The sequence below is a fragment of the Chitinophaga sp. Hz27 genome, assembly GCF_042263525.1.
Taxonomy (GTDB): domain Bacteria; phylum Bacteroidota; class Bacteroidia; order Chitinophagales; family Chitinophagaceae; genus Chitinophaga.
On the sequence record NZ_JBHKFJ010000009.1, the window covers coordinates 208,817 to 232,703 of the forward strand.

Below are 23,887 nucleotides of genomic sequence, written 5' to 3' on the forward strand. Positions count from 1 at the left end.
ATATTATCCTCTAAAATTATCTCTTGATAATCAATGGTTATGGGGACAAGCGGACTGGTTTTTTCCATTTTTTACATATCAGGTAATTGGGACATATAAGAGATAAAGTAAAATTACATAAATTCGGATTATAACAATTCAGGGGGGATGAATGTAACTCGGTATATTGCTTTTAAACTATATAACGAACTTTAAATATCAGCTTTTATCCCTATGGCGAATTTTATTCACATTTTACTTTTTTCGGGCCGTTATTCGGGCTGAAAATGTTATATTTGCCTCTATTATTTTTCAGCAGAAAAATCTGTAAATCAATACTAAATGACAGAGCATACGGAAAATCAGCAGGAAGGGAAAATTGTTCAGATTAATATCGAAGAACAAATGAAAACTGCCTACATAGATTACTCGATGTCAGTAATCGTAGGCCGTGCGTTGCCCGATGTAAGAGATGGTTTAAAACCTGTTCACCGCCGCGTTCTATTCGGTATGAATGAGGCCGGGAACCACAGTAATAAGCCATACAAGAAGTCTGCACGTATTGTAGGGGATGTAATGGGTAAGTATCACCCGCATGGAGACAGCTCCATTTATGATACCATCGTTCGTATGGCGCAGCCTTGGAGTTTGCGTTATATGTTGGTGGATGGTCAGGGTAACTTTGGTTCGGTGGACGGTGACATGCCAGCGGCCATGCGTTATACGGAGGTTCGTTTGCAAAAGCTGGCAGAGGCTATGCTGGAAGACATTGAAAAAGAGACCGTGGATTTCACGCTCAACTTCGATGATACTTTGGAAGAGCCTACGGTATTGCCTACACGAATTCCGAATCTCCTGATCAATGGAGCTTCAGGTATTGCGGTGGGTATGGCTACCAACATCATGCCTCACAACCTGTCTGAAGTAGTTGACGGTTTGATTGCCGTCATCGATAACAGGGATATCACTATTGAGGAGCTGATCAAGCATGTGAAAGCGCCTGATTTCCCAACTGGCGGTATCATCTATGGTTTCGACGGTGTAAAACAAGGTTTTGAAACTGGTCGTGGCCGCGTGGTAGTACGTGGTAAAATCACTACAGAAACATCTAAAGCTGGTCGTGAAAGACTGGTTATATATGAGCTGCCTTACCAGATCAATAAGGCGGTGCTGCACCAGAAAATTGCGCAGCTGGTAAATGATAAAATCATCGAAGGTATTTCCGATGTACGTGACGAAAGTGATCGTGAAGGTATGCGTTTGGTAATTGATCTGAAACGTGAGGCAATTCCTAACGTTATCATCAACCAGTTATACAAATATTCTGAGCTGCAGACATCTTACGGTATCAACAACGTGGCGCTGGTAAAAGGTCGTCCGCGTATTTTGAACCTGAAAGAAATCCTGCACGAATTTGTTGAGTTCCGTCATGAGGTAGTAGTAAGAAGAACGAAATTCGATCTGCGTAAAGCGGAAGAAAAAGCGCATATCTTACAAGGCTACCTGATCGCACTGGATCACCTGGATGCTGTCATTGCACTGATTCGTGCAGCAGCTACACCTGAAATCGCGAAAGATGGCCTGATCAGTGAATTCGGCTTATCTGAGATTCAGGCGAAAGCTATCCTGGAGTTACGTCTGCAAAGACTGACAGGAATGGAGCGTGATAAGATCCGTGCTGAATATGACGAAATCATGAAACTCATTTCATACCTGAACGAAGTGCTGAACGATGAAGGTTTACGTATGAGAATCATCAAAGAAGAGCTGGAAGAGGTGAAGAAGAAATTTGGTGATGAGCGTAAAACAGAAATTCAGTACCTCGCGAGCGAGATGAGAATTGAAGATATCATTGCAGAAGAAGATGTGGTAATCACCATTTCTCACCTGGGATATATCAAACGTACATCTGCATACGATTATCGTCAGCAGAAACGTGGCGGCCGCGGTGCTATCGGTGGCAGAACAAGAGACGAGGACTACATCGAGCACTTGTTCGTTGCGTCTACGCACCATACCATGCTGTTCTTCACTGAAAAAGGTCGTTGTTACTGGCTCAAAGTATATGAGATTCCGGAAGGCGAGAAGAATGGAAAGGGCCGTGCTATCCAGAATATGATACAGCTGCCTAGCGATGATAAAATCCGCGCTATCATAGATATTAAAGATCTGGGTGATAAAGATTTCATCAATAACAATTATATTGTACTCTGTACTAAGAACGGTATCATCAAGAAGACGTTGCTGGAAGAATTCTCCCGTCCACGTCAGAACGGTGTGAACGCAATCACTATCAATGAAGGCGATCAGCTGTTGGAAGCTAAACTGACCAATGGCGACAGCCAGATCATGATGGCAATCCAGAGTGGTCGTGCGATCCGTTTCCCTGAGGCAACGGTACGTGATACAGGTCGTGGCGCCATTGGCGTACGTGGTATTGAGGTTGATAATGAGAAAGATGAAGTTGTTGGTATGATTTGTGTTGACAAAAACGACGAGTCAAGAACTATTCTGGTAGTATCTGAAAAGGGCTATGGAAAACGTACCAACATTGAGGAATATCGTATCACCAACAGAGGTGGTAAAGGTGTTAAGACGATAAATATTACTGAAAAAACTGGTAACCTAATTGCCATTCTGGATGTAACTGAACAGCATGACCTGATGATCACCTGTAAATCTGGTATCACTATCCGCATGGCAGTTGCAGATATCCGCGAAGCTGGCCGTGCAACGCAGGGTGTGCGCCTGATTCGCCTGGACGATAACGACGAAATCGCAGCTGTAGCACGTCTGGACGAACAGGAAGAAGAAGATATCATCTCTGAAGATATCACTGGAGAAGAAGGTGGTGAAAATACAACTACCACTGACGAAAATGCCAACGAAACTTCCGCAACTGAAGAACCAGCAGCAGAATAATCGTTCAATAATATTTAATTTTTATGACCGCATTCCATTCCTGAAAAGGAGTGAAATGCGGTTTTAAGAAAATTACAGCGCCCGCTTTAGTGGTAGCTGTCTTTCTGATTGTATAGTAATTAATAGCACCATACTCTTACAAAGTAATCAGCAACTTAAAAAAACAAGACATGAAAAAATTACTGGTTTCTTTTCTCCTCTGCTCCGCGACATTTACTGTAATGGCACAACGAGCGAAAGTGAGCAGCGCGGAGGAAAACCTGAAAAAGCCGGATCTGGAGAAAGCTAAAGCCGATATTGATGCAGCGTTACAGAACGACAAAACAAAGAACGATGCTAAAACCTGGCTGGTAAATGGTCAGATCCTGGAAGCAATGGGTACTAAAGCAAAGGATCCTGCTTTGGCATTACAAGCGTATGATTCTTACAAGAAAGCGCTGGAAATCGATCCTAAAATGAAAGAAGCAGTACTGGTGATGAACCAGTCTATGTACAACATCTATGCTGTTGTTGCGAACGCCGGTTATGCTGCCCTGAATGAGCAGAAATGGGAACCAGCTTTCACCAACTTCACCAAAGCAGAAGATGTAGTTTCTTTCTTCAATAGCAAAAACCTGGGCAGTACCATTCCTACGGATACCAGCCTTGTATTCTATACCGGTTACGCTGCAAATCAGGCAGGCCAGAAAGATCAGGCCCTGACTTACCTGCAGAAAGCTGCTGATCTGCAATTCAAAGCTGAACCTGCACTGTATGTGATCCTGGGTCAGCTGTACGAAGAAAAAGGTGATAACGCTGGTTGGTTGAAAGCCATCGAACAGGGTAAAACAGTTTTCCCTAAAGACAAACGTTTCAACGATATGGAGATGATGTACTATACCAAAACTGGTAAAACTACAGAACTCCTTAGCATGCTCGAAAAGAAAATTGCTGAAAATCCTGATGATCAGCAACTGCAACTGGATTACGCTATCCGCCTGGACAACCTCGCAAACCCTCATGATGAGAAAGGTAACGAAGTTGCTAAACCAGCAAACTACGATGAGCTGATCGGTAAAGCAGAAGCAGCGTATAAAAAAGTACTGGCTGCTAACCCTAGCGACGCTATCGCTAACTTCCAGCTCGGTGCACTGTTCTTCAACAAAGCAGTAGTTTATAACAAACAACTGAATGATCTGGATAGCAAACAACAGACTGGCCCTAAAGCAAAAGAACTGCAAGGTAAAATGGAAGAACTGATGAATCAGTCTTTACCTTACTTCGAAAAAGCTGATCAGTCTTTCGCTGCTAAAGGTGCTAACCTCGAAGCAAGTGACAAACAATCTTACGAAAGCTGTCTGTATGCATTGCAGAAAATCTATGCAATCAAAAACCAGACTGCTAAAATGGAAGAAGTGAAAAAGAAATTAGATGCGCTGAAATAACCGCAGCATTCATTATAATTCACACTACGTTATAGGCCCTGCAGCAATGCAGGGCTTTTTTGTTTCTTGTCTCTATCAGTCAGCAACTCATAGAGATGTTTGTTGTCCCAAAGCAGTATAAGATCCAACAATGTAAAGACCAGCACTTTGTTGTTTAAATGGGAGACAGCATAACATCCACTAAAACGAGATCCCAGTATCTATTGTTGCTTATGCTGTCCCTTTTAGTAGAGATGAATTTGTATGGCTACGTTCTTGGCAGAAAACAAAAATCCCGTCCTGGAGACCAGAACGGGACAATTAACTCAAACGCTGTATAAACTTGATTAAGCAGCTTTCTTAGGAGCTGGTTTCTCAGCTTTCTTAGCAGCTGGTTTAGCAGCTTTCTTAGTAGTGTCAGCAGCTGGTTTAGCAGCAGGAGCTTCAGTTTTAGCTTTTTCTTTTTTAGCTGGTTTAGCAGCAGGAGCTTGTGCAAAAGAAGCAGCAGAGATAGTCATTACTGCTACAGCGGCGATCAGGCTTTTTTTCATGATGTCTGTCTTTTAAAAGATTAAATAAAATTAGTTCAGAGTTTGTACAGCTAAATTAAGGCGCGGTACTACCTTTTTATGTGTTGTTTCGGTGAATAGGTTATTACTGTCGTTGAACGCGGGAAAATGAACGGTCATACTACCTGCACATGCCCTGTTCTTTTCAAAACTCCCCATCCTTGGGCGTTTCCCTGGATTGCTTTTTTGATGGAACGGAATAAAACTACGTACATCAGTTGACGGTAGACAAACTTCTGTGGTACCATCCAGATCAGTTTCCTCAAAGGTGCTTTTTCGAATATAAAGGCTACCATGGCCACTAAGATGTCTACAAGGGTGAATAATACGTAGCAGAAAATTATCTTGTGCATGCCCGCAGGATCATGCCTGTTCCAGATGAGACTCCAAACCAGCATGATATCTGCCAGTGGCGCAAGGATTGGCAACAATACCTGGAAGATGACGATATTAGGCAGAGAGATCATTCCCAATGCTTTATAACGTGGATTGAAGCAGGCATCCAGGTTCTTACGGCAGCTCTGCATGATACCATAGCTCCAACGGAAACGTTGTTTCATAAATTGTTTCAATGTTTCAGGCGCTTCAGTCATTGCAATAGCCTCTGTGCAGTTACGGATAATATAACCTCTTCTCAATATTCTGATGGTGAGATCACAATCTTCTGCCAGGGTATCAGTTGTAAACCCGCCAGCTTCATCGATAGCGCTTTTTCTGAAGGCGCCAATGGCTCCTGGAACAACGGTGATACCATTTACCAGATCCAAAGCACGGCGATCGAAATTTTGTGCGGTGATATATTCGATAGACTGCCACCTGGCAAGAATAGTATTTTCATTACCTACTTTCACATTACCCGCTACAGCTCCAACTTTATCATTATTGAAACGGGTCATCAGGTGTTTCACCGCATCAGGATATAACTGTGTGTCTGCGTCTATACAAATTACAAAATCATATTTCGCATAGCCGATACCGTAGTTTAACGCACTGGCTTTACCTCCGTTAGGTTTGGTGAACACCTGTACCTGTGCATGCTTACCATAAGCTTCCTGCATCAAGGTATAGGTATCATCTTTTGAACCATCATCCACAAAGATGATTTCGAACAGTGGATACTGTTGCTGCAACAAGCTTTTTACGGTATTCACCGCGTTGACAGACTCATTATAGGCAGGTACGATGATAGATACGCCAGGGAGTTTATCATCTGCAGGCACCACTACTGGATTTTTCTTTTCCCTGAAATACTGTATGGTAGCCATAATTAGCATAGACAATATTTTCAGCAAACCAAGGATGATGGCCACCCAGAAGGCTGCCTGCAAGAACTGTTGAATACGGAAGAATACCAAAGCAACAGTGCCATTCATTGCAATAACAGGATTCTGTACCTGTGGCATTACGGCTGCACGATTTTTATTGAGCAATGCGGAAACAGTGGTGAACTGTACTCCATGTGATTTGAAATAGTGTATTATTCTTGGTAAAGCCGCTACGGTAGCACTTCTATCACCACCCGCATCATGCAGGAGGATAATGCCTTTTTCTGGATTAGCTTCATACTGATCCACTACGCGTTGATAAATTGTATCAGCGCTCACACCTGGTTCCCAATCTTCCGGATCAATACTTTCACCAATGGTATAGTAATTACTTTTTTTACTCAGCGCCACTGGTTTTAGTTCTTCTGGTGTGGTAGGCTCTGCATCGGCGTTATAAGGCGCACGGAATAAAATAGTACTATGTCCGGTAGCGGCTTCAATGAGCAGCCTGGTGGCATTGATCTCGGTATTTGCCCTGTCTTCACTGATGGCGGCAATATTAGGGTGGGTAAAGGTATGGTTACCAATTTCTTCACCACTATTATAAATCTGTTTCAATATGGGCAGGTTATTTTCTGCGTTGATACCGATTACAAAGAAGGCTGCTGGTACTTTTTCATCTTTTAATATATTAAGCACCTGTGGTGTATAAGTAGCATCAGGCCCATCATCGAAAGTGAGTATCACTTGCTTTTTAACCTGTCCGGATTTGCGGATAACATAGCCGGTTGGGAGTGTCTGGTAGTCTTGTGAGGCCACGAGGTTATGTGCATCAGGTGTAATTTTGATGAGTCCATCATGTGGATCACTAACTACGTTTAATACTTCGCCATCACCGATATAGTCGGGTTTTGCAGCAGCTGCTTGAATACCAGATAAGTTAGTAAAATTATAAGGCTGTTTGGCTAATGACTGGTTATCGAGGCGACGGTCGTAAAAGCTCCACAGACGTGCATCTTCAGAGCCGAGGCGCCAGATAGCGGTACCTGCAGCGCCATATTCATCTGAGAATCTGAGTGTGTTGAAGTTACCTGCAGCATCCATGAACTGAACATGGTGTACTACATTATCTTCATCTGTATAATCAAAGTGACAGTTGTAGGTATCTTGATCAAAATTGATTTTAGCATGATACTGGTTGGCAAGCTGTAAGGCTTCCTGGTAGGTAACAGTAGTACCTTCACTATTGGCAGGCCAATCATAGCCATAAGCTGCGATGCAGAGTACCAGCCTGTTTGCAGGGATTTTATGTGCTGCTTCGTCTAATACTTTTTCTATCCATCTTTCTTCACTAACGGGACCGGCGACACTGGTTCCGAAGTGCTGGTCATATCCCATCAGAAAAATATAATCGTTGTATTTACCTAATTTATTTAGGTTATAGTCTTCGTTATTAGGTGTTACATCTTGGGTAACCAACAAATCTTCTTTATGTAGTTTGTCATACAACTCGTGCTGGAAGCTGATCAGCGGCTCATCGCTTTTCTCAGCATATTCTTCAAAATCGATATTGATACCTTGTAGATGATATTGATGTAATGTGTTGATAATATCAGTGATCAGCTTTTCTTTTTTAGCTGGATTAGTGAGTATGCGGTGTAATATTTTACTATCGAAGTCACCGTTTTCTTTGTCTGCATCTATATTGTTGAGCAGTGGTAATATGGCAACATGATGCTGTTGCATCAGTTGTAATGCAGGCTGGTCGATCTCTGTACGCAGTGTATCTGTTTTCGGATCAATAAAAAACCATTCAGGTACCACTGTATTCATCTTATCAATGTTTGTTTGTAGTGAATAGAATGATTGTGGGTCCCAGTCTACGTAGAAACCGGCGCGGATGGTTTTGACAGCTTGTCCGTTTATAACGGCGTTCATACCGGATTTACGGTTCTTATCGGAAATTATATCTTCGAAACCTTTGTAGGTTTTAGCTTCTTTTTGGTTCAGGGATACCGGCTGAACAGGGTGTTGTAATTTTTTATAGTTAAAGGTGCTATTATCCTGGAGGGTTGGAAGTCCGGGAGTATAGTTATTTCGCAAAGCCAGCCATACGATAATTACCATAAACAGGCCAGCTACCAGGAGTAGTCTGGATACCCACTGAAACGTGCGCCAGCGGAGGGGGGAGGTGGTTTGGAAAATCTGTTTGCTGTTACTCATAATCCTATTTTTATCAATACAAAATTACTTGTAACAGGTGGTGTTGATGGGCGTTTGTCGGTATATAGGCAGGAGCTGTCGGTGAGTGGGCGGTGCTTATCGATTGTTAACATTCCTTTAGCAGTAAGGATTTTAGGCCTTTAGGAATGCTTTAACATTATCAGATCATGATGGCGATTGCTTCCTGAATAGCTTGCATGGAGAGTTGTTTCAGGGATTCGAACTGTTCTTTTACAACAACAGGATCATAGGCAGCTGGTGTGAGGTCTTCCAGCGGCTCGAGGATAGGGTATAGGTGAGATTCCAGGCCAATGAAGCTGACCGTGGTTTTGAGATTATGTGCTGTACTTCTGATACTGGCAATATCGTCGCTTGTAATAGCCTTTTTAAGGCTGCTTAAATCCTCCGGGAGCTGGGATATGAACTGCTCCAACATCGTATTCTCAAAACCTTTATCGCCTTTGGAGAGGTCGTGCAAGTATTGCATATTAAGGAGATGACCGCCGTTTTCGCCATTCAGCAAAGGACTGGTGACACTCGTGTCTGGCCCTTGTAATTTCCCGGTGAATATCTGTATGAGTCGGTAGAGTTCTTCCGCACGAATAGGTTTGGCTATGTATTCGTTCATGCCCATTTGCAGGCACTTTTCTCGTTCTCCGGCCATGGCATGTGCGGTCATGGCTATTACTGGAATATTGGAATGCAGATCGTTCCTTAGTTTTTGAATGGTCGTATATCCGTCCATGTTAGGCATCTGGATATCTAATAATAGCAGATCATAATTAGATTTTTCCAAGGCCTGCAAGGCTTCCAGGCCATTGTTGACGATCTTGTAAGGTAATTTCCAGGTAGTGAGCAGATGGCGAAGTAAACTTTGGTTCAGGCGATTATCTTCAGCTACGAGTAAGCGTACATCTTCGTGGCGTGACTCCAGGTCCTGGTCTGGCGAGAGTTTATCGCTATTTTCAGGAAGCGCTTCGCCAATAGCGTATGGTAGTTCCACTTTAAAGGTGGCGCCTTCTCCGGGTTTGCTTTCTACGGAAATAAATCCATTCTGTAGTTCCACTAATTGTTTTACGATGGTAAGTCCAAGGCCGGTGCCACCGTATTTACGTGTGGTGGAGGCTTCTCCCTGGTTAAAACGATCGAAAATAGACTGCTGCTTTCCAGGCTCTATACCTATGCCGGTATCGCTGATATTAAATAATAAGCGTACGCCCATCTCATCTGCCCAAACTTTAGATACATGAATACTTACTTCTCCACTGTCTGTAAATTTGATGGCATTGCTGGTGAGGTTTACCAGTACTTGTGTAAGTCTGGTTACATCTCCATAAAGGATATCAGGTACCTGGTCGTCTATGGTTGCGTGCAGCGCGAGATTTTTCTCTTCTGCTTTAGGGCGGAAGAGGGTGTATATATTATGTAATACGCCATGGAGGCTGAAAGAACTGCCTTCAATGCGCATCATACCTGATTCGATTTTAGAGATATCGAGGATGTCATTAATGATTTCCAGGAGATTTTGTCCGGCACCTTCGATGGCGGAAACGTATTCTTTGGATTTATTATTGAGTGGCTGGGCTTTTAGTAGATGTGTAAAACCCAGCACCGCGTTCATGGGGGTACGGATTTCATGGCTCATATTAGCCAGGAACTGGTCTTTGACAGCAGTTAGTTTTTTTTCTTTCTGTCTGGCTTCATCCAGTTCATCAATCAATTGTTCTTGCTTATGAATGCGGCTGGTGATATAAAGAAATGCGAGCAAACTACTCAGACATGCGAAGAATACCAGCACGGTGCCCCAGCTTTGGGCTTTCTGGCCACTGGTATCGATGAGGTGTGTGGTACGGTTTACTTCTGATTGCCGGGTAGTATCCAGTTGGTGAAGAATGCTGGTGATAGCCTCTCCAAGGCGTTTACCTTTCTGGTTATTGATCATCTTTTCAGCGGCCCATTTGCCTTTGCTGTAAAAAGTATCCAGCACCTGTACGTTGAAACTGTTTTTCTCATCCACGAGGTAATTGAGTTGGGTGAGCAATTTCTCGGTACTATCATTTCTGACTATTTTATTGATCTCTTTAAGATCAGCTTTGATAACTGCGATCTCGGCCTCAATGCCGGTGATGTGGAGTGTATCCTGGGAAATAACAGTGCCGCGGACTTTACTATCCGTTTTGGCCATATTTGTTTGGAGCTTCTGTAATTCATTTTTTACGTTCAGCTCCTGGAGTAGTTGTTCATTTCCAGAAATAAGCTTCTGAATGTTTTTAGCGGAGTTAAACTGCAATACAATAAATAGTATCATGCCTAGTATGAATAGGCCCAGGAGATAATATTTAATTCGTTTAGGTTGCATGACAGTTTAGTACATATAAACGCTGATATAGGAAAGCAGGTTCAATTTACAAGATAATAGTATAATATTTTAATCCAAAGCTAATCCGGATGATTGACAGACTATACTTGTCTGTTCATCCTGGAAAAGGTGATAATCGCTCCAGTTACAAAGATAAGGCCTGCTGTAAGTAATAATACAGCTTTCAGCAGATGGTGTTGCATTTCGCTGTTCCATTCATACAGTGAGCAGTAAGTACATAACGCCATCGCCGTTATAAAGATGCAGAATAATACCAACAACTTCGTTTTCATCTTGCAGGGCTTTTATAAATGGGTAGATATTTAGTCTCCACTCATTATTTCTAATGGCAGGGACTAAATATCAGGGAGCTATATTGACTGAAAAAACTATTTGGTAGTACCAGCTGGTTTAGCTTCTTTTTTAGCAGCAGGTGCTTTATGAGAAGCTTTATGGTGATGCGCTGTTTTCTTCGCTTCAGCAGGTTTTTCAGTTTTGGTTCCTTTTTTTGCAGGCTCCTGGGCTTGCGCAAATGTTGATGCACTCATAAACAACATGGCAGCTGCCAGCATAATTCCTAACTTTTTCATGATTGTTACAGATTAAATGTGGATCAATTGTTTTAACAACCTAAAGGTACGATCCCACATAAGGCTGATAACGTACATTTGGTTCAACAGGCATTTGCTGTCGTTCAACAGGTGAAATCTGTCGGTGGTGATATAGATTAGTATTATAAACGACAAACGACGTCCGTAGACGTCGTTTGAAAACATAAAATCAGTTATAGCTGTTTATAATAGTTTCAGCCTATTGTTGAGGGCCGATTTATAAGCATCTGCAATAGGTATACTATTTTTCTGAATGAGAATAGTACCATCTTCAATCGCTTCGATCTTATCCAAAGCTACTATATAAGAGCGATGTACACGCATGAATTTACCTGCGGGCAATTTTTCTTCCAGCGATTTTAAGGTAGAATGGATAGCGTGAAATTTTTGAGCGGTAAATAACTTCACATAGTCGCCCATCGCTTCCAGGTACAGAATTTCATCTGTACGGATGCGTTTCAGCACACCATTATCCCTGATGAATACAAACTCCAGGTCGGAGACTTGTAGTTCACGATTATTACTTTCGTAGATCTCTTTTGCACGTTCTATTGCTTGTATAAAACGGGCCGGGCTCACTGGCTTGATAAGATAATCTGCAACTTTTAGTTCAAAGGCTTCAACCGCGTAATCTTTTTTTACCGTAGTAAAAATAATGATCGGGGCTTTGTTGCCAAGGTTACGGGTCAACTCCAGTCCGCTCATGCCGGGCATTTCAATATCGAGCAAAAGGAGGTCAACTTTTTCTTTCTGGAGTAGGTTATAGGCCTCCATGGCGCTACTGCACTCATCCAGCACCTGTAGTTGCTCTACATGGCTCGCTAGCTGACGCATAGCCGTTCTGGCCAGTTTATTATCGTCTACGATCAAACAATTCATGTGGCTAATTTAATAACAAATCGGAAATTTCAAAGCGTTTGCGCAACGTAGATGCAGTTTTTTATTAGTGAGATATAAGGAGTTATCTTTATTTTTGTAGAGATGAAATTATTCGTTTACATATTCAGTATATACATCGTGTTGTTGTCATGCCTGCCATGCAACGATGCTGCTGCAGTAAACGACCAGTTGAAACAGGAGTTGGTGCATAGTACAGATACGGATCATCCACATTCCCAACCAGATTTCTGTTCACCGCTTTGTATTTGCAGTTGCTGCAATGTGCAAGTAATGCCAGTGACTATTCATACATACGTTCCTTATCATATTTCATCTTCTCATATATTTCCTTCTTTCCAATCTGATCTTTACACTGCCAGATCTATGGATGTTTGGCAGCCTCCACGCACCGTTATAGGATAATTAGTTTACTTAATTCTATTACCTATAACCCATCCACATAATGGATAAAATCATACTGTTTTCCGTCAGGAACAAACTTGCTATTGCCATATTTACCCTGGCACTTGCCGCCTGGGGTATTTGGTCGCTGACCCGGCTGCCCGTAGATGCAGTGCCGGATATTACGAATAACCAGGTGCAGGTTATTACACTATCACCATCGCTGGCTGCCCAGGAAGTAGAACGATTAATTACTTTTCCTGTAGAGCAGACCATGGCAGTGATCCCGGAGTTGAAAGAAGTGCGTAGCATTTCCAGGTTCGGACTGTCTGTTGTTACCATCGTTTTTCATGATGATGTAGATATATATTGGGCCCGGCAACAGGTCAATGAAAAACTCACTGAAGCCAAGAGTAATATTCCACCAGGAATAGGAACACCAGAGATGTCGCCTATTTCCAGTGGCCTTGGTGAAATTTATCAGTATGTACTGCACCCGCAAAAAGGCTATGAATCTAAGTTTGATGCCAGAGAGCTGCGTACAATCCAGGATTGGTATGTACGCCGTCAACTATTAGGTACGCCCGGTATTGCTGAAGTGAATAGTTTCGGCGGTAAGCTGAAACAATATGTGGTGGCTATTAACCCGGACAAGCTGCGTAGCTATAACCTCAGTATAGCAGATGTATTCAACGCGATGGAGCGGAATAACCAGAACACAGGCGGCGCTTATATAGATAAAAAACCTAATGCTTATTTTGTCCGCAGCGAAGGCATGATCGGCAGTATTGCAGATATAGAGCAGATAGTGGTGAAAAATACTAGCAACGGTACACCTATTTTAATTAGAGATATAGCCACGGCGCGCTTAGGAGATGCCATCCGCTATGGCGCCCTCACCAGAGATACATCCGAGGCTGTAGGCGGCATTGTGATGATGTTGAAAGGGAAGAACTCCAACGAGGTAGTACAGGCCGTGAAAAAGCGCGTAGCCGAGATTCAGCAAACATTGCCTGAAGGCGTGGTGATAGAGCCATTTTTGGATCGCAGCGACTTTGTAGGGCGTGCGATAGCAACAGTGAAGAAAAACCTGTTAGAAGGGGCGCTGATCGTCATTTTCGTGCTGGTAATTTTCCTGGGTAACTTGCGTGCGGGCCTCATTGTAGCATCTGTTATTCCACTGTCTATGCTGTTTGCCATCGCCATGATGCACCTGTTCGGTGTTTCAGGAAATCTGATGAGTCTCGGAGCCATTGATTTCGGGCTGATCGTAGATGGCGCAGTGATCATTGTGGAAGCCACGCTGCATCATCTTGGCAGCCGACTCAAAGGCGCTAATTCCTTGCAGCTGACGCAAGCCGAAATGGACGAAGAAGTGTTTACCAGTGCCCGTAAAATCAGGTCAGCAGCAGCCTTCGGGGAAATTATCATCCTCATCGTTTATTTGCCGATACTGGCATTAGCGGGTATAGAAGGTAAGATGTTCAAGCCAATGGCGCAGACAGTTTCTTTCGCCATATTAGGCGCTTTCGTATTATCGCTCACCTACGTACCGATGATGTCGGCACTTTGTCTTAATAAACATATATCCGTTAAAGTTACCATCGCCGACAGACTGATGGCCTTTTTCCATAGAATCTATGACCCGGTGATTCGTGGCGCCTTAAAAGTGAAAATATGGGTAATTTCTTTTGCCATCTTGCTTTTCGTAGTGGCGTTACTGTTATTCCGGAATATGGGTGGAGAATTTCTACCAACCCTGGAAGAAGGTGATTTTGCAGTAGAAACGAGGTTACTGACAGGCAGCAGCTTATCAGAAACCATTGATAAAGTTACATTAGCCGCTGGCATACTGAAACAACAGTTCCCAGAGGTAAAAGAAGTGGTAGGAAAGATAGGCGCCGCCGAAATTCCTACCGACCCTATGCCACTGGAAGCCTGTGATCTCACCATATTACTGAAGCCACAAAAGGAATGGACCAGCGCCCGTAACCGCGAAGAGCTGGCCAATAAAATGCAGGAAGCATTGGAAGCCATCCCTGGTGTTAGCTTTGGTTTCTCACAACCTATTCAGCTTAGGTTTAATGAACTCATCTCCGGCGTACGCCAGGATGTAGGTATCAAAATATTTGGCGAAGATCTGAATACACTATCATCACTATCCAAGCAGGTAAATGCGATCGTTTCCAAAACGGCAGGCGCAAAAGATATCTACCTGGAGCAGATGGACGGCTTACCTCAGATTGTGGTTAAAATCAATAGGGACAAGGTAGCGCAATACGGCCTCGATATCGAAACTATTAATCAAACCGTGAACACCGCCTTCGCAGGGCAATCAGCCGGTATCGTTTATGAAGGTGAAAAACGTTTCGATCTGGTACTGCGACTCGATAACAATGACCGTCAGCAGCTGGAAGATGTGCAACGTTTGTTTATCACCACACCTGGTGGTAACCAGGTGCCATTGGAACAATTGGCCACTGTAGAAATGGCGACAGGTCCTAACCAGGTACAACGCGAAGATGCCAAACGTAGGATCATCGTAGGTTTTAATGTACGCGGCCGGGATATCGCCAGTGTCGTGGATGAAATCGAAAAGGCTGTAAAAGAAAAAGTAAAACTGCCACCAGGATACTTTATTCGTTATGGCGGACAGTTCGAAAATCTGCGTGAAGCCACAGAACGACTGTCTATAGCTGTACCAGTGGCGTTGCTGCTGATCTTCGGGTTACTGTATTTTACCTTCAGCTCTGTAAAGCAATCATTGCTCATCTTCACGGCAATTCCTATGGCAGCTATTGGTGGCGTATTCGCACTGCTGTTGCGTGGTATGCCATTTAGTATATCCGCTGGAGTTGGCTTTATTGCCCTCTTTGGGGTAGCAGTGTTGAACGGCATCGTACTGATAGGAGAGTTTAATAACCTGAAAAAAGAAGGTCTAACGGACCTTACAGCCATTGTACTGAAGGGAACGGCTATACGTTTACGTCCGGTATTGATGACAGCCTGTGTGGCATCACTTGGCTTTTTGCCAATGGCGCTGGCCACCACCGCTGGCGCAGAAGTGCAAAGGCCACTGGCAACGGTGGTAATAGGCGGATTAATTACTTCCACCTTACTCACCTTGCTGGTATTGCCATGCCTGTACATCTATTTTGAAAAATTCTTTTCATCCAAAACCCCGCCATCACAATCATGAGAATATTAATAATACTGACGCTGCTGCCTTTTATGGCAGCAGCCCAGACAAACGATAAATGGACTATGCAACAAGCTGTACAGGCGGCATTGTCCAATAACAAAGGGCTCCAGGCCGCTGGTGCTAAGGTGAAATATTTCCAGGAGTTACTGCCAACCAGTGGCGAAATAGGAAAGACAGAGGTAAGTATGCAATATGGTCAGTATAACAGCTATATTAAGTCTGATAACAATTTTTCTATATCTCAGTCTATTCCATTTCCCACCACGTTTGCAGCTAAAAAAGAACTGGGAAAATCACAGGTGGCTGCCGCTACTTTTCTGAAAGCCAATAATGCGAATGAACTGGCTTTCCAGGTAAAGGAAGCCTGGATGCAGCTACTCTTCCTGAAAGATCAGCGGACATTGTTACAGCAGCAAGACAGCCTCTTTGGCACTTTCGCTGGCAGTGCCGACCTCCGTTATAAAACGGGAGAATCTAAAATGCTGGAGAAAACGGCAGCGGATACACGAAAACAAGAAGTGGTAAACCTCCTGCGCCAAAACCAGGCAGACATCACGATTAATCAATCGAGATTACGCGCCCTGTTAGCATTGCCGGAAACAGAAGCATTACCTCTTCCCGCTGAAAGTAGCATCAGCGCCGTACATCTGCAGCCATTAAACGATACGTCTGTGGTAAGCGCACATCCATACCTGCAGTATCTCCGTCAGGAAGTAACTACCGCACAGAAACAGCGACAGGTATACAATGCAGCCATTCTGCCAGATATTACGGTAGGTTATTTTAATCAATCGTTGATTGGTACGCCGGTGAATGCAAGTGGGACGACACTGGCAACAGGAGGGGATCGATTCCAGGGATTCCAGGTAGGACTCGCATTACCGCTATGGGCACGTCCGTTAAAGGCCAAAGCTAAAGCAGAAAAGCAACAGGAAAATGTTGCTGCACTTACCCTGGAACAAAATAGTATTCAGTTTAGAAGCCTTTACCAGCAAGCATTGCAGCAATATGCAAAACAGCTGGATAACCTGCATTACTATGAAAGTACTGCCTTGCCAAATGCAGCCTTGATTTTAAAACAATCATCGCTGGCCTATGGCGCTGGAGAAATTGGTTATGCAGAACATTTTCTGAACATGGAACAAGTCCTGGGAATACGTCAGGGTTATCTGAAATCGTTGCTGGATAACCAGCTGGCAGCGTCTTATATCGATTATCTGGCAGGTCGTCAATAATAAATATCTCAACATGAAAACTATCAAACAAGTTATATATCTCGCTGCAATCCTTTTCTCTGTGGGCTTTTTATCTGCCTGCAATAATAAATCTGAAGCTGGAAAAGCAGCAGAAGAACATGATCATGATGAAACACCTGGCATGGTGGAAATTACGAGTCTGCAATATAAAACGGCGGGTATCCAGACAGGGAAGCTCGAAGACCGTGAAATCAGTAGCGCTGTTAAAGTAAGTGGACTACTGGACGTGCCACCGCAGCAGCTGGTAAGCGTTTCAGTGCCTATGGGTGGTTTTATCCGTCAAACAACCCTTTTACAAGGCATGCCAATAAAACAAGGTCAGGTAATCGCAGTTCTCGAAAATCTTGATTATATTCAATTACAGCAAGACTACCTGGATACACGCAGTCAGCTGGAATATGCTACTGCCGAGTATCATCGTCAGGAAGAACTGGCAAAGGAAAATGTAAATGCACTAAAAACGTTGCAGCTGGCAAAAGCATCCTGGCAGTCGCTTACTGTAAAAGAAAATGGGTTACGCCAGAAATTGGGCCTGTTAAACATTAATATGACTGCTTTGCAAAAAGGAGATATTCAGCGTAGTATCAATGTTTATGCGCCTATCAGCGGATTTGTTACCCAGGTAAATGTAAACCTCGGACAGTTTGTAACACCGTCGGATATACTTTTCCGGATCGTAAATACGGAGCATCTGCACGCAGAACTGACCGTATTTGAAAAGGATGTTCCAAGATTGAAAGTTGGACAGCTGGTACGATTTACACTGGCAAATGAAAGTGGTACCAGAGAGGCTACTGTACATCTTATCGGCAGAGAAATCAGTGCTGACCGTACCATCCGTGTACACTGTCACCTTAATAAAGAAGATACCCAGCTGTTACCAGGCACTTATCTGAAAGCAGTTATTGAAACCGGCGCAGCTAAAGTAAAAGCATTACCCGAAGCAGCTGTAGTGAACTTTGAAGATAAGAATTACGTATTTGTTAAAGCTGAGAGCAGCGACAGTTTGCATACCTTCAGAATGATGGAAGTCACAAGAGGTAACACCGAATCAGGTTATACAGAAGTGGCCTTTGCTGGTGCTATACCAGAGAATGATTTCGTGGTAAAAGGTGCTTATGACTTGCTAGCTAAAATGAAAAACAGCGGCGAACACGAAGGACACTAATAATAATATTTTCAGGCAGTATTAAATCGAGTGTATATGTCAAAAGAATGTTGTGGTAATGAGCAAACGGCTGTTAAACAACAGGCGCATTCACACGGAAAAGAACAACATGATCATGACCATGATCATGATCACAATCACGATCATGGCGGTGGAAGTGTTGCCTGGTACCGGACGTCGGAATTCATCATGTGTGTTGTCAGCCTCGTATTATTGTTGACTGGCATTTTACTGGATCATACCTGGTTGGGCTTTAAAGGCTATATCCGGCTGGGTTTCTATCTGCTGGCCTATATACCGGTAGCATTACCTGTAGTGGTAAACGCCTGGCGTACGGTGATTAAGGGAGATATTTTCAGTGAATTTCTATTGATGACAATTGCCACCGTAGGTGCTTTCTATATCGGACAATATCCTGAAGGTGTAGCTGTAATGCTGTTTTATGCAGTAGGAGAAGTATTCCAGGATGCTGCGGTATCCAGTGCCAAAGGGAATATTAAAAGTCTCCTCGATCAGCGCCCTGATGAAGTGAACGTTTTAGAAAATGGTATACTGGTACGTAAAGCAGCTGCCACGGTGCCTGTTGGTACTATATTACAGCTGAAGCCAGGAGAGAAACTGGCGTTGGATGGTACCTTACTTTCTGAGACAGCCACCTTTAATACAGCCGCTCTTACCGGCGAAAGCAAGCCTGATACCATGGTAAAGGGAGATGATGTTTTGGCCGGTATGATCAACCTGAATACCGTAACGGATGTCAAGGTTACTACACCTTATGCCGATAGTAAACTTTCGCGTATTCTGGAGCTGGTGCAAAATGCCAGCGCACAAAAAGCGCCAACGGAGCTGTTTATACGGAAATTCGCCAGAATATATACACCCGTAGTAGTATTCCTGGCTATTGGCATTTGTTTGCTGCCATATTTCTTTGTAGCCAATTATGTGTTTGATGAATGGCTGTACCGTGCCTTAATATTCCTGGTGATATCTTGTCCATGCGCTCTGGTGATTTCCATACCACTGGGCTATTTTGGTGGTATAGGCGCTGCCAGTCGCAATGGTATATTGTTTAAAGGCAGTAACTACCTGGACGTAATGGCTAATGTCAAAAATGTGGTGATGGATAAAACAGGCACCCTTACCAAAGGAGTGTTTGCAGTACAGGAAGTATTGATACAGCCGGGTTTTGAAGAGAAAGAGCTGTTGCAATGGGTAAATGCCATTGAAGGAAAATCTACCCATCCAGTGGCAACGGCTATACGGGAATATCTCGGGGATACCGCGCAGCCACTGGAAGTAACAGGGCTCACAGAGATAGCGGGTCATGGCCTGCAAGGGCGTGTAGCCGGAAAAGAGCTGCTGGTAGGCAATTTCAGGCTGCTGAAGAAATTCAATGTCAGCTTTGATATCAGCGCAGAAAATATACCATTGACCGTTGTTGCCATTGCTGTGGATGGACGATATGCCGGATTGATCACCATTGCAGATGAGATTAAGGAAGATGCCCAACAGGCTATCAAGGAATTGAATGACATGAGGATCAATACTGTCATGCTTTCCGGTGATAAGTCCAGCGTGGTGAAATATGTTGCGGAGCGATTAGGTGTTGAAGAGGCCTATGGCGACTTACTTCCGGAAGATAAAGTGGCGAAAGTAAAAGCGATACGTGCAGAGAAAGGCAGCGTAGCCTTTGTTGGCGATGGTGTTAACGATGCGCCTGTAATTGCGCTCAGTGATGCAGGCCTTGCAATGGGTGGTCTTGGTAGTGATGCAGCTATTGAAACCGCCGATATCGTTATTCAAAACGACCAGCCTTCCCGTATATCCATGGCCGTGAGAATAGGCCGCGCAACAAAGCAGATCGTATGGCAGAATATTACCCTGGCCTTCATCGTGAAGGGAGTCGTACTGCTATTAGGTGCTGGCGGCCTTGCTACCATGTGGGAAGCCGTTTTCGCAGATGTGGGCGTAGCTCTCATAGCTATTATGAACGCCATTCGTATCCAGCGTAAACAATTTTAATAATTATATCCCCGGTTATCATCGTTATACTAATTAATAAATTTTATATATTTGAAATTATTAATTAGTATAACGATGATAAATAACAGCCGGACATTGGCCCTGTTACTGACTTTTTTAATCCTGGCGGCGATCAAATTGCCAGCGCAGGTACCTATAGTAAAACTGAGCAATGAATTTAATGTTCCCGGCGACGGCTTTGATAAATTATTGCAGCTGAGAAATGGAAATACATGCTACCTGCACTTCGGACAGAAATCCGGCCTGGAAGTAGCCATGTATAACAGACAGCGTGAACTACTCAATCACGATACCCTAAATCCGCAACGCTGGAACAGTACTGATCTTGACAACACCGAAATCGATGCGATCTACCAGATCAATGGTCAACCAGTCGTCTTCCTGCAACAGATCGTAAAAGACACCCCTAATCTATACCGCCTTGTACTGGACCCAAACAATGGGCATATCCTCAAAGAAGATAAACTTGGCGAACTGCCTTCCATCCGCCTTCGTACCATGTATAGCAATAACAATGTAGCCAGTCATGATTGCTATGTAGAAAAGGACACCCGCAGTGATTATTATGCCGTGGCTTTCTTCAATGGTACCGAAATACAATATGGCGATGATCCTAAAAAACGCATTACCATACAACATTATTCTCCCGATCATAAACTCATCAACACTGGTTATTACTATATGCAGGATTCTGCGTATAACTATTTCAGTTATATCAATATGGCGGTACAGGACAAATCACATATCTACCTGGCTACCGTTGGCTTCAATGGAAAACGTAAATCCGGGGAGTCCAGCTCCAAGGTAGTATTCAGTGTATTATCGCCGGATTCCGTTACTTTCTCAAATCACGTTATCGCCTATACGGGAAATTACAGTCAGGTGTCTGGCCTCGTAAAAGTAGTGCCAGCTTATAAAGAAGTGCGTCTACTGATACATGTACCCGACGAGAAACGCAGCGGTAACTCTGGCACCATCTTAAATATTTTTACAGAAGATGGTAAACTGAGAAAACATCCCATCCTTACCAATCCGGAACTGAGCAAGAACGTGGCTATCAATCTTAACTATAAAGATGATTATTCCGGTATCCCACAGAACTGGATTATTAATGATGATGGCAGCAGCACTATTATGTGGGAGACATTGAGTTTCTTTAAGCAAGGCAATAATCAGATAAGCAATCTGCATACGAATATGGGCGATGCGGGTGTAGCGGAATTGGATACCACGGGTAGGGAAGACGTGACCTGGTCGTTGAACAAATACCAGGTAGTAACAGGTGTGGCACAACCATTCTTTCAGCATCGTAGAAGCAAGAGTGAGTGGGTTTTCAGGAATAAAATTGCAGCGTTGAACCTCAGTCCATATGTTTCTTATGACTTCATCAACAAACCTGATGTGACTTTCATGTTATTTAATGATTACCTGCAATACCTGGATTCAGGTGGGGCGGATAAAACAAAGAAACCGCTGAAGTTCGCTGATGACGCCAGTTTTGTATGTTACAGGTATTTGGATAAGCGCATTGAGCGCTTGTATATTTTTGGTATGCCAGAGGTTTCCAAACGTTATTCCTGCATATTGGGCGCCTCAGACTACAATGAAGGATCGCATACTTATGCGACGATATTACTAACCAGGAAAGGAACTGTAAAAACAGCTGCCCTGGCCTGGATTGAGTTTTAGAATTAAAAGGTGGTATAACCTTCTGACAGGGTGCCCAGCCTGAATTGGTTTACGATGGCGTGGGCATGCCTGGTAGGTTCCGGTAGTCGGTATTTGCTAACACATTTCATGATCAGTTCCCGGCTGCTGTTTACATCGCTCAGATGTCCAGGAGATATGAAAACTGGTTTCACGTTGTTCTTCGTTCTTAGCACACTTCCAATCACTGTTTCCTGCTTATCATATAATGGCGTATAGTCGCCAGCGTTAGTGCCCGGTTCTTCATAAATACCGAAGAGTTTTTTCTTTGCGCAGCCTAGTGTCGGTTTGTTGATCAATACCCCGAAATGCGAGGCAATACCCATTCTGCGTGGATGCGCAATGCCGTGTCCATCCAACACTACTACATCTGGTTTGATGATTAATTGTTCCCATGCATCGAGTAGTCCGGGCACTTCCCGGAAAGCAAGGTAGCCAGGCACATAGGGGAATTTTACTTCTTTCTTTATCAAACTACAAGCCACCAGTTTTAAATCTGGGAATGATAGCAATACAATACCTGCAAAGACATGTGTACTGAATTTATCAAAAGAGATATCAGTGCCTGCTATGTAGTTGATTTTTTCGGGAAGTGGCTGCAGCACTACCTGTTCCTTTAATTCTTTCTGCCGTATGGTAGCTTCCGGAACGCTCAGTGTATTATAGTCGATGTAATTGATAGCGGTAAAAATTTATGGTTAAAACAACAAAAGCTGATCGCCGCCTTTTGGCTTTGGAGCCTTACCGAAGACGGTCCTGCCATTATGCCGCCATGAGTTACGTCTTTCTTCTTCGATCAATTTATCAAAATTGGTGTTGGGAATAAAATTTTTTTCTATTTCAGCAGACATTGCGGAGAGTTTACCAATAGCTTCCTTTTTATCGGACTCGCCTATCTTAGCCTTATATAGTGCGTCTTTCAGTGTAGAAATGGTTTCATCATAAATTTTCAATGGCACCGGAAAAGGATGGCCATCTTTACCGCCATGTGCAAAAGAGAACCTGGCTGGGTCTTCAAATCGGGAAGGAGTGCCATGTATTACTTCACTTACGAGTGTCAGTGACTGTAACGTTCTTGGGCCTACGCCTTCCAGCATCAATAACGATTCAAAATCCGCAGGGTTGGTGTCGTGTGCTAATGCCAGCACGCTTCCCAGGCGTTTTAGGTTTACGTTTTCTGCGCGCAGTTCATGGTGGGATGGCATGATCAGGTTCCTGATTTCAGGAAGCAGGTGTACTGGCTTTTCCTTCAGCAGCTCCATGATGCCATCTTTTGTGACATTCGCCGCTGTATCTGTAAGATTGAGGATCAGTCCCTGGTTTTGTCCGTAGATAAAAGTATGTGGAGATTCGGTAAAAGATTTGAATGCAGAAGAATGCCAATGATATCTCCTGGCCATGCTGGTAGCGTCATTCATGCCTTGCTGTACCACGGCCCATTCGCCCTGGTTGCTGAGTACAAAAGAATGCAGGTACAGCTGAAATCCATCTTGTATGGCGGTGTTATCAACCTTCGCGGTAAGTTTGCTGCTATATATCAGCTGATCACCGGGAAGACCTGTTTTATCAGCTATCACCCTGAGTTCATTGGGTGTTTCTTTACTGTGTTTTCCTTTGCCACCGCAGATATAAATACCCAGTTCAGCAGACCTTGGGTTGATGGCTTTTTTCAATGCGCCCATCACGCTGGTGGTGATGCCGCTGGAGTGCCAGTCCATACCTAGTACGCAGCCTAAAGCCTGGAACCAGCATGGGTCGCTCATGCGCCTTAAAAATTCTCCCTGACCGTAATCCAGGATGATGGCCTCTGTAATGGCGCCGCCTAATAAACTCATTCTCCTCGCCAGCCACTGTGGTACATGACCATAGTGTAATGGTAAATCTGCATACGAAGGCATA

General features: G+C 43.7%; 16 protein-coding genes. 8 read left to right on the forward strand and 8 right to left on the reverse strand.

Annotated features, from left to right (window positions below; all coding sequences use genetic code 11):
* Nucleotides 1-321 precede the first annotated feature (321 nt).
* Entirely contained in the window at nt 322-2,901 is a 2,580-nt protein-coding gene (gene gyrA, locus ACE38W_RS22060) for a DNA gyrase subunit A (protein WP_375834805.1), read from the forward strand.
* A 170-nt stretch (nt 2,902-3,071) separates the two neighbouring features.
* Complete coding sequence (locus tag ACE38W_RS22065; RefSeq protein ID WP_375834808.1) at nt 3,072-4,325, forward strand: tetratricopeptide repeat protein; 1,254 nt, start codon at nt 3,072-3,074, stop codon at nt 4,323-4,325.
* A 326-nt stretch (nt 4,326-4,651) separates the two neighbouring features.
* On the opposite strand, the gene ACE38W_RS22070 is transcribed toward ACE38W_RS22065, so the two are convergent.
* The 6 genes from ACE38W_RS22070 to ACE38W_RS22095 all read right to left on the reverse strand — a co-directional run bounded on the left by ACE38W_RS22070 (nt 4,652) and on the right by ACE38W_RS22095 (nt 12,210).
* A complete protein-coding gene (locus ACE38W_RS22070) occupies nt 4,652-4,855 on the reverse strand; it encodes a hypothetical protein (RefSeq protein ID WP_375834810.1) in 204 nt (67 codons plus the stop codon).
* A 134-nt stretch (nt 4,856-4,989) separates the two neighbouring features.
* On the reverse strand, nt 4,990-8,361 hold the full coding sequence (locus ACE38W_RS22075) for a glycosyltransferase (protein ID WP_375834813.1): 3,372 nt from the start codon (nt 8,359-8,361) through the stop codon (nt 4,990-4,992).
* Nucleotides 8,362-8,521: 160 nt separating this feature from the next.
* Nucleotides 8,522-10,669 carry an ATP-binding protein gene (locus tag ACE38W_RS22080; protein WP_375834815.1) on the reverse strand — a complete coding sequence of 716 codons (2,148 nt, stop codon included), beginning with the start codon at nt 10,667-10,669 and terminating at the stop codon, nt 8,522-8,524.
* Between the two features lie 152 nt (nt 10,670-10,821).
* Nucleotides 10,822-11,013 (reverse strand): hypothetical protein, encoded by a 192-nt coding sequence (locus ACE38W_RS22085; protein ID WP_375834818.1) that lies wholly within the window; start codon nt 11,011-11,013, stop codon nt 10,822-10,824.
* A gap of 96 nt (nt 11,014-11,109) precedes the next feature.
* Nucleotides 11,110-11,310, reverse strand: coding sequence for a hypothetical protein (locus ACE38W_RS22090; protein WP_375834820.1), 201 nt, complete (start codon nt 11,308-11,310; stop codon nt 11,110-11,112).
* A 204-nt stretch (nt 11,311-11,514) separates the two neighbouring features.
* A complete protein-coding gene (locus ACE38W_RS22095; protein ID WP_375834823.1) occupies nt 11,515-12,210 on the reverse strand; it encodes a LytR/AlgR family response regulator transcription factor in 696 nt (231 codons plus the stop codon).
* Between the two features lie 102 nt (nt 12,211-12,312).
* Between ACE38W_RS22095 and ACE38W_RS22100 the strand changes: the two genes are divergently transcribed.
* The 6 genes from ACE38W_RS22100 to ACE38W_RS22125 are packed head-to-tail and all read left to right on the forward strand — an operon-like array spanning nt 12,313 to nt 21,970.
* Nucleotides 12,313-12,633, forward strand: coding sequence for a DUF6660 family protein (locus tag ACE38W_RS22100; RefSeq protein ID WP_375834826.1), 321 nt, complete (start codon nt 12,313-12,315; stop codon nt 12,631-12,633).
* 40 nt (nt 12,634-12,673) lie between these two features.
* Entirely contained in the window at nt 12,674-15,811 is a 3,138-nt protein-coding gene (locus ACE38W_RS22105; RefSeq protein WP_375834828.1) for an efflux RND transporter permease subunit, read from the forward strand.
* Nucleotides 15,808-17,049: a TolC family protein gene (locus ACE38W_RS22110; protein WP_375834831.1), complete on the forward strand. Its 1,242-nt coding sequence runs from the start codon at nt 15,808-15,810 to the stop codon at nt 17,047-17,049. Before ACE38W_RS22105 ends, ACE38W_RS22110 begins: the two co-directional genes overlap by 4 nt.
* Before the next feature lie 13 nt (nt 17,050-17,062).
* Complete coding sequence (locus tag ACE38W_RS22115) at nt 17,063-18,238, forward strand: efflux RND transporter periplasmic adaptor subunit (RefSeq protein WP_375834834.1); 1,176 nt, start codon at nt 17,063-17,065, stop codon at nt 18,236-18,238.
* A 36-nt stretch (nt 18,239-18,274) separates the two neighbouring features.
* Complete coding sequence (locus ACE38W_RS22120) at nt 18,275-20,260, forward strand: heavy metal translocating P-type ATPase (RefSeq protein WP_375834836.1); 1,986 nt, start codon at nt 18,275-18,277, stop codon at nt 20,258-20,260.
* 51 nt (nt 20,261-20,311) lie between these two features.
* Entirely contained in the window at nt 20,312-21,970 is a 1,659-nt protein-coding gene (locus tag ACE38W_RS22125; RefSeq protein WP_375834839.1) for a hypothetical protein, read from the forward strand.
* 2 nt (nt 21,971-21,972) lie between these two features.
* Here the strand turns inward: ACE38W_RS22125 and nfi are convergent, their stop codons facing one another.
* A complete protein-coding gene (gene nfi / locus ACE38W_RS22130) occupies nt 21,973-22,680 on the reverse strand; it encodes a deoxyribonuclease V (protein WP_375835091.1) in 708 nt (235 codons plus the stop codon).
* 6 nt (nt 22,681-22,686) lie between these two features.
* Nucleotides 22,687-23,886: a DUF763 domain-containing protein gene (locus ACE38W_RS22135; RefSeq protein ID WP_375834841.1), complete on the reverse strand. Its 1,200-nt coding sequence runs from the start codon at nt 23,884-23,886 to the stop codon at nt 22,687-22,689.
* Nucleotide 23,887 lies beyond the last annotated feature (1 nt).

Excerpts from the sequence above, each read along its gene's own strand:
- ACE38W_RS22115 (WP_375834834.1), top strand. The coding sequence starts at position 17,063 with ATGAAAACTATCAAACAAGTTATATATCTCGCTGCAATCCTTTTCTCT.
- ACE38W_RS22095 (WP_375834823.1), bottom strand. The coding sequence starts at position 12,210 with ATGAATTGTTTGATCGTAGACGATAATAAACTGGCCAGAACGGCTATG.
- ACE38W_RS22080 (WP_375834815.1), bottom strand. The coding sequence starts at position 10,669 with ATGATACTATTTATTGTATTGCAGTTTAACTCCGCTAAAAACATTCAG.
- ACE38W_RS22105 (WP_375834828.1), top strand. The coding sequence starts at position 12,674 with ATGGATAAAATCATACTGTTTTCCGTCAGGAACAAACTTGCTATTGCC.
- ACE38W_RS22100 (WP_375834826.1), top strand. The coding sequence starts at position 12,313 with ATGAAATTATTCGTTTACATATTCAGTATATACATCGTGTTGTTGTCA.
- ACE38W_RS22075 (WP_375834813.1), bottom strand. The coding sequence starts at position 8,361 with ATGAGTAACAGCAAACAGATTTTCCAAACCACCTCCCCCCTCCGCTGG.
- ACE38W_RS22070 (WP_375834810.1), bottom strand. The coding sequence starts at position 4,855 with ATGAAAAAAAGCCTGATCGCCGCTGTAGCAGTAATGACTATCTCTGCT.
- ACE38W_RS22110 (WP_375834831.1), top strand. The coding sequence starts at position 15,808 with ATGAGAATATTAATAATACTGACGCTGCTGCCTTTTATGGCAGCAGCC.
- gyrA (WP_375834805.1), top strand. The coding sequence starts at position 322 with ATGACAGAGCATACGGAAAATCAGCAGGAAGGGAAAATTGTTCAGATT.
- ACE38W_RS22135 (WP_375834841.1), bottom strand. The coding sequence starts at position 23,886 with ATGCCTTCGTATGCAGATTTACCATTACACTATGGTCATGTACCACAG.
- ACE38W_RS22090 (WP_375834820.1), bottom strand. The coding sequence starts at position 11,310 with ATGAAAAAGTTAGGAATTATGCTGGCAGCTGCCATGTTGTTTATGAGT.
- ACE38W_RS22085 (WP_375834818.1), bottom strand. The coding sequence starts at position 11,013 with ATGAAAACGAAGTTGTTGGTATTATTCTGCATCTTTATAACGGCGATG.
- ACE38W_RS22065 (WP_375834808.1), top strand. The coding sequence starts at position 3,072 with ATGAAAAAATTACTGGTTTCTTTTCTCCTCTGCTCCGCGACATTTACT.
- ACE38W_RS22120 (WP_375834836.1), top strand. The coding sequence starts at position 18,275 with ATGTCAAAAGAATGTTGTGGTAATGAGCAAACGGCTGTTAAACAACAG.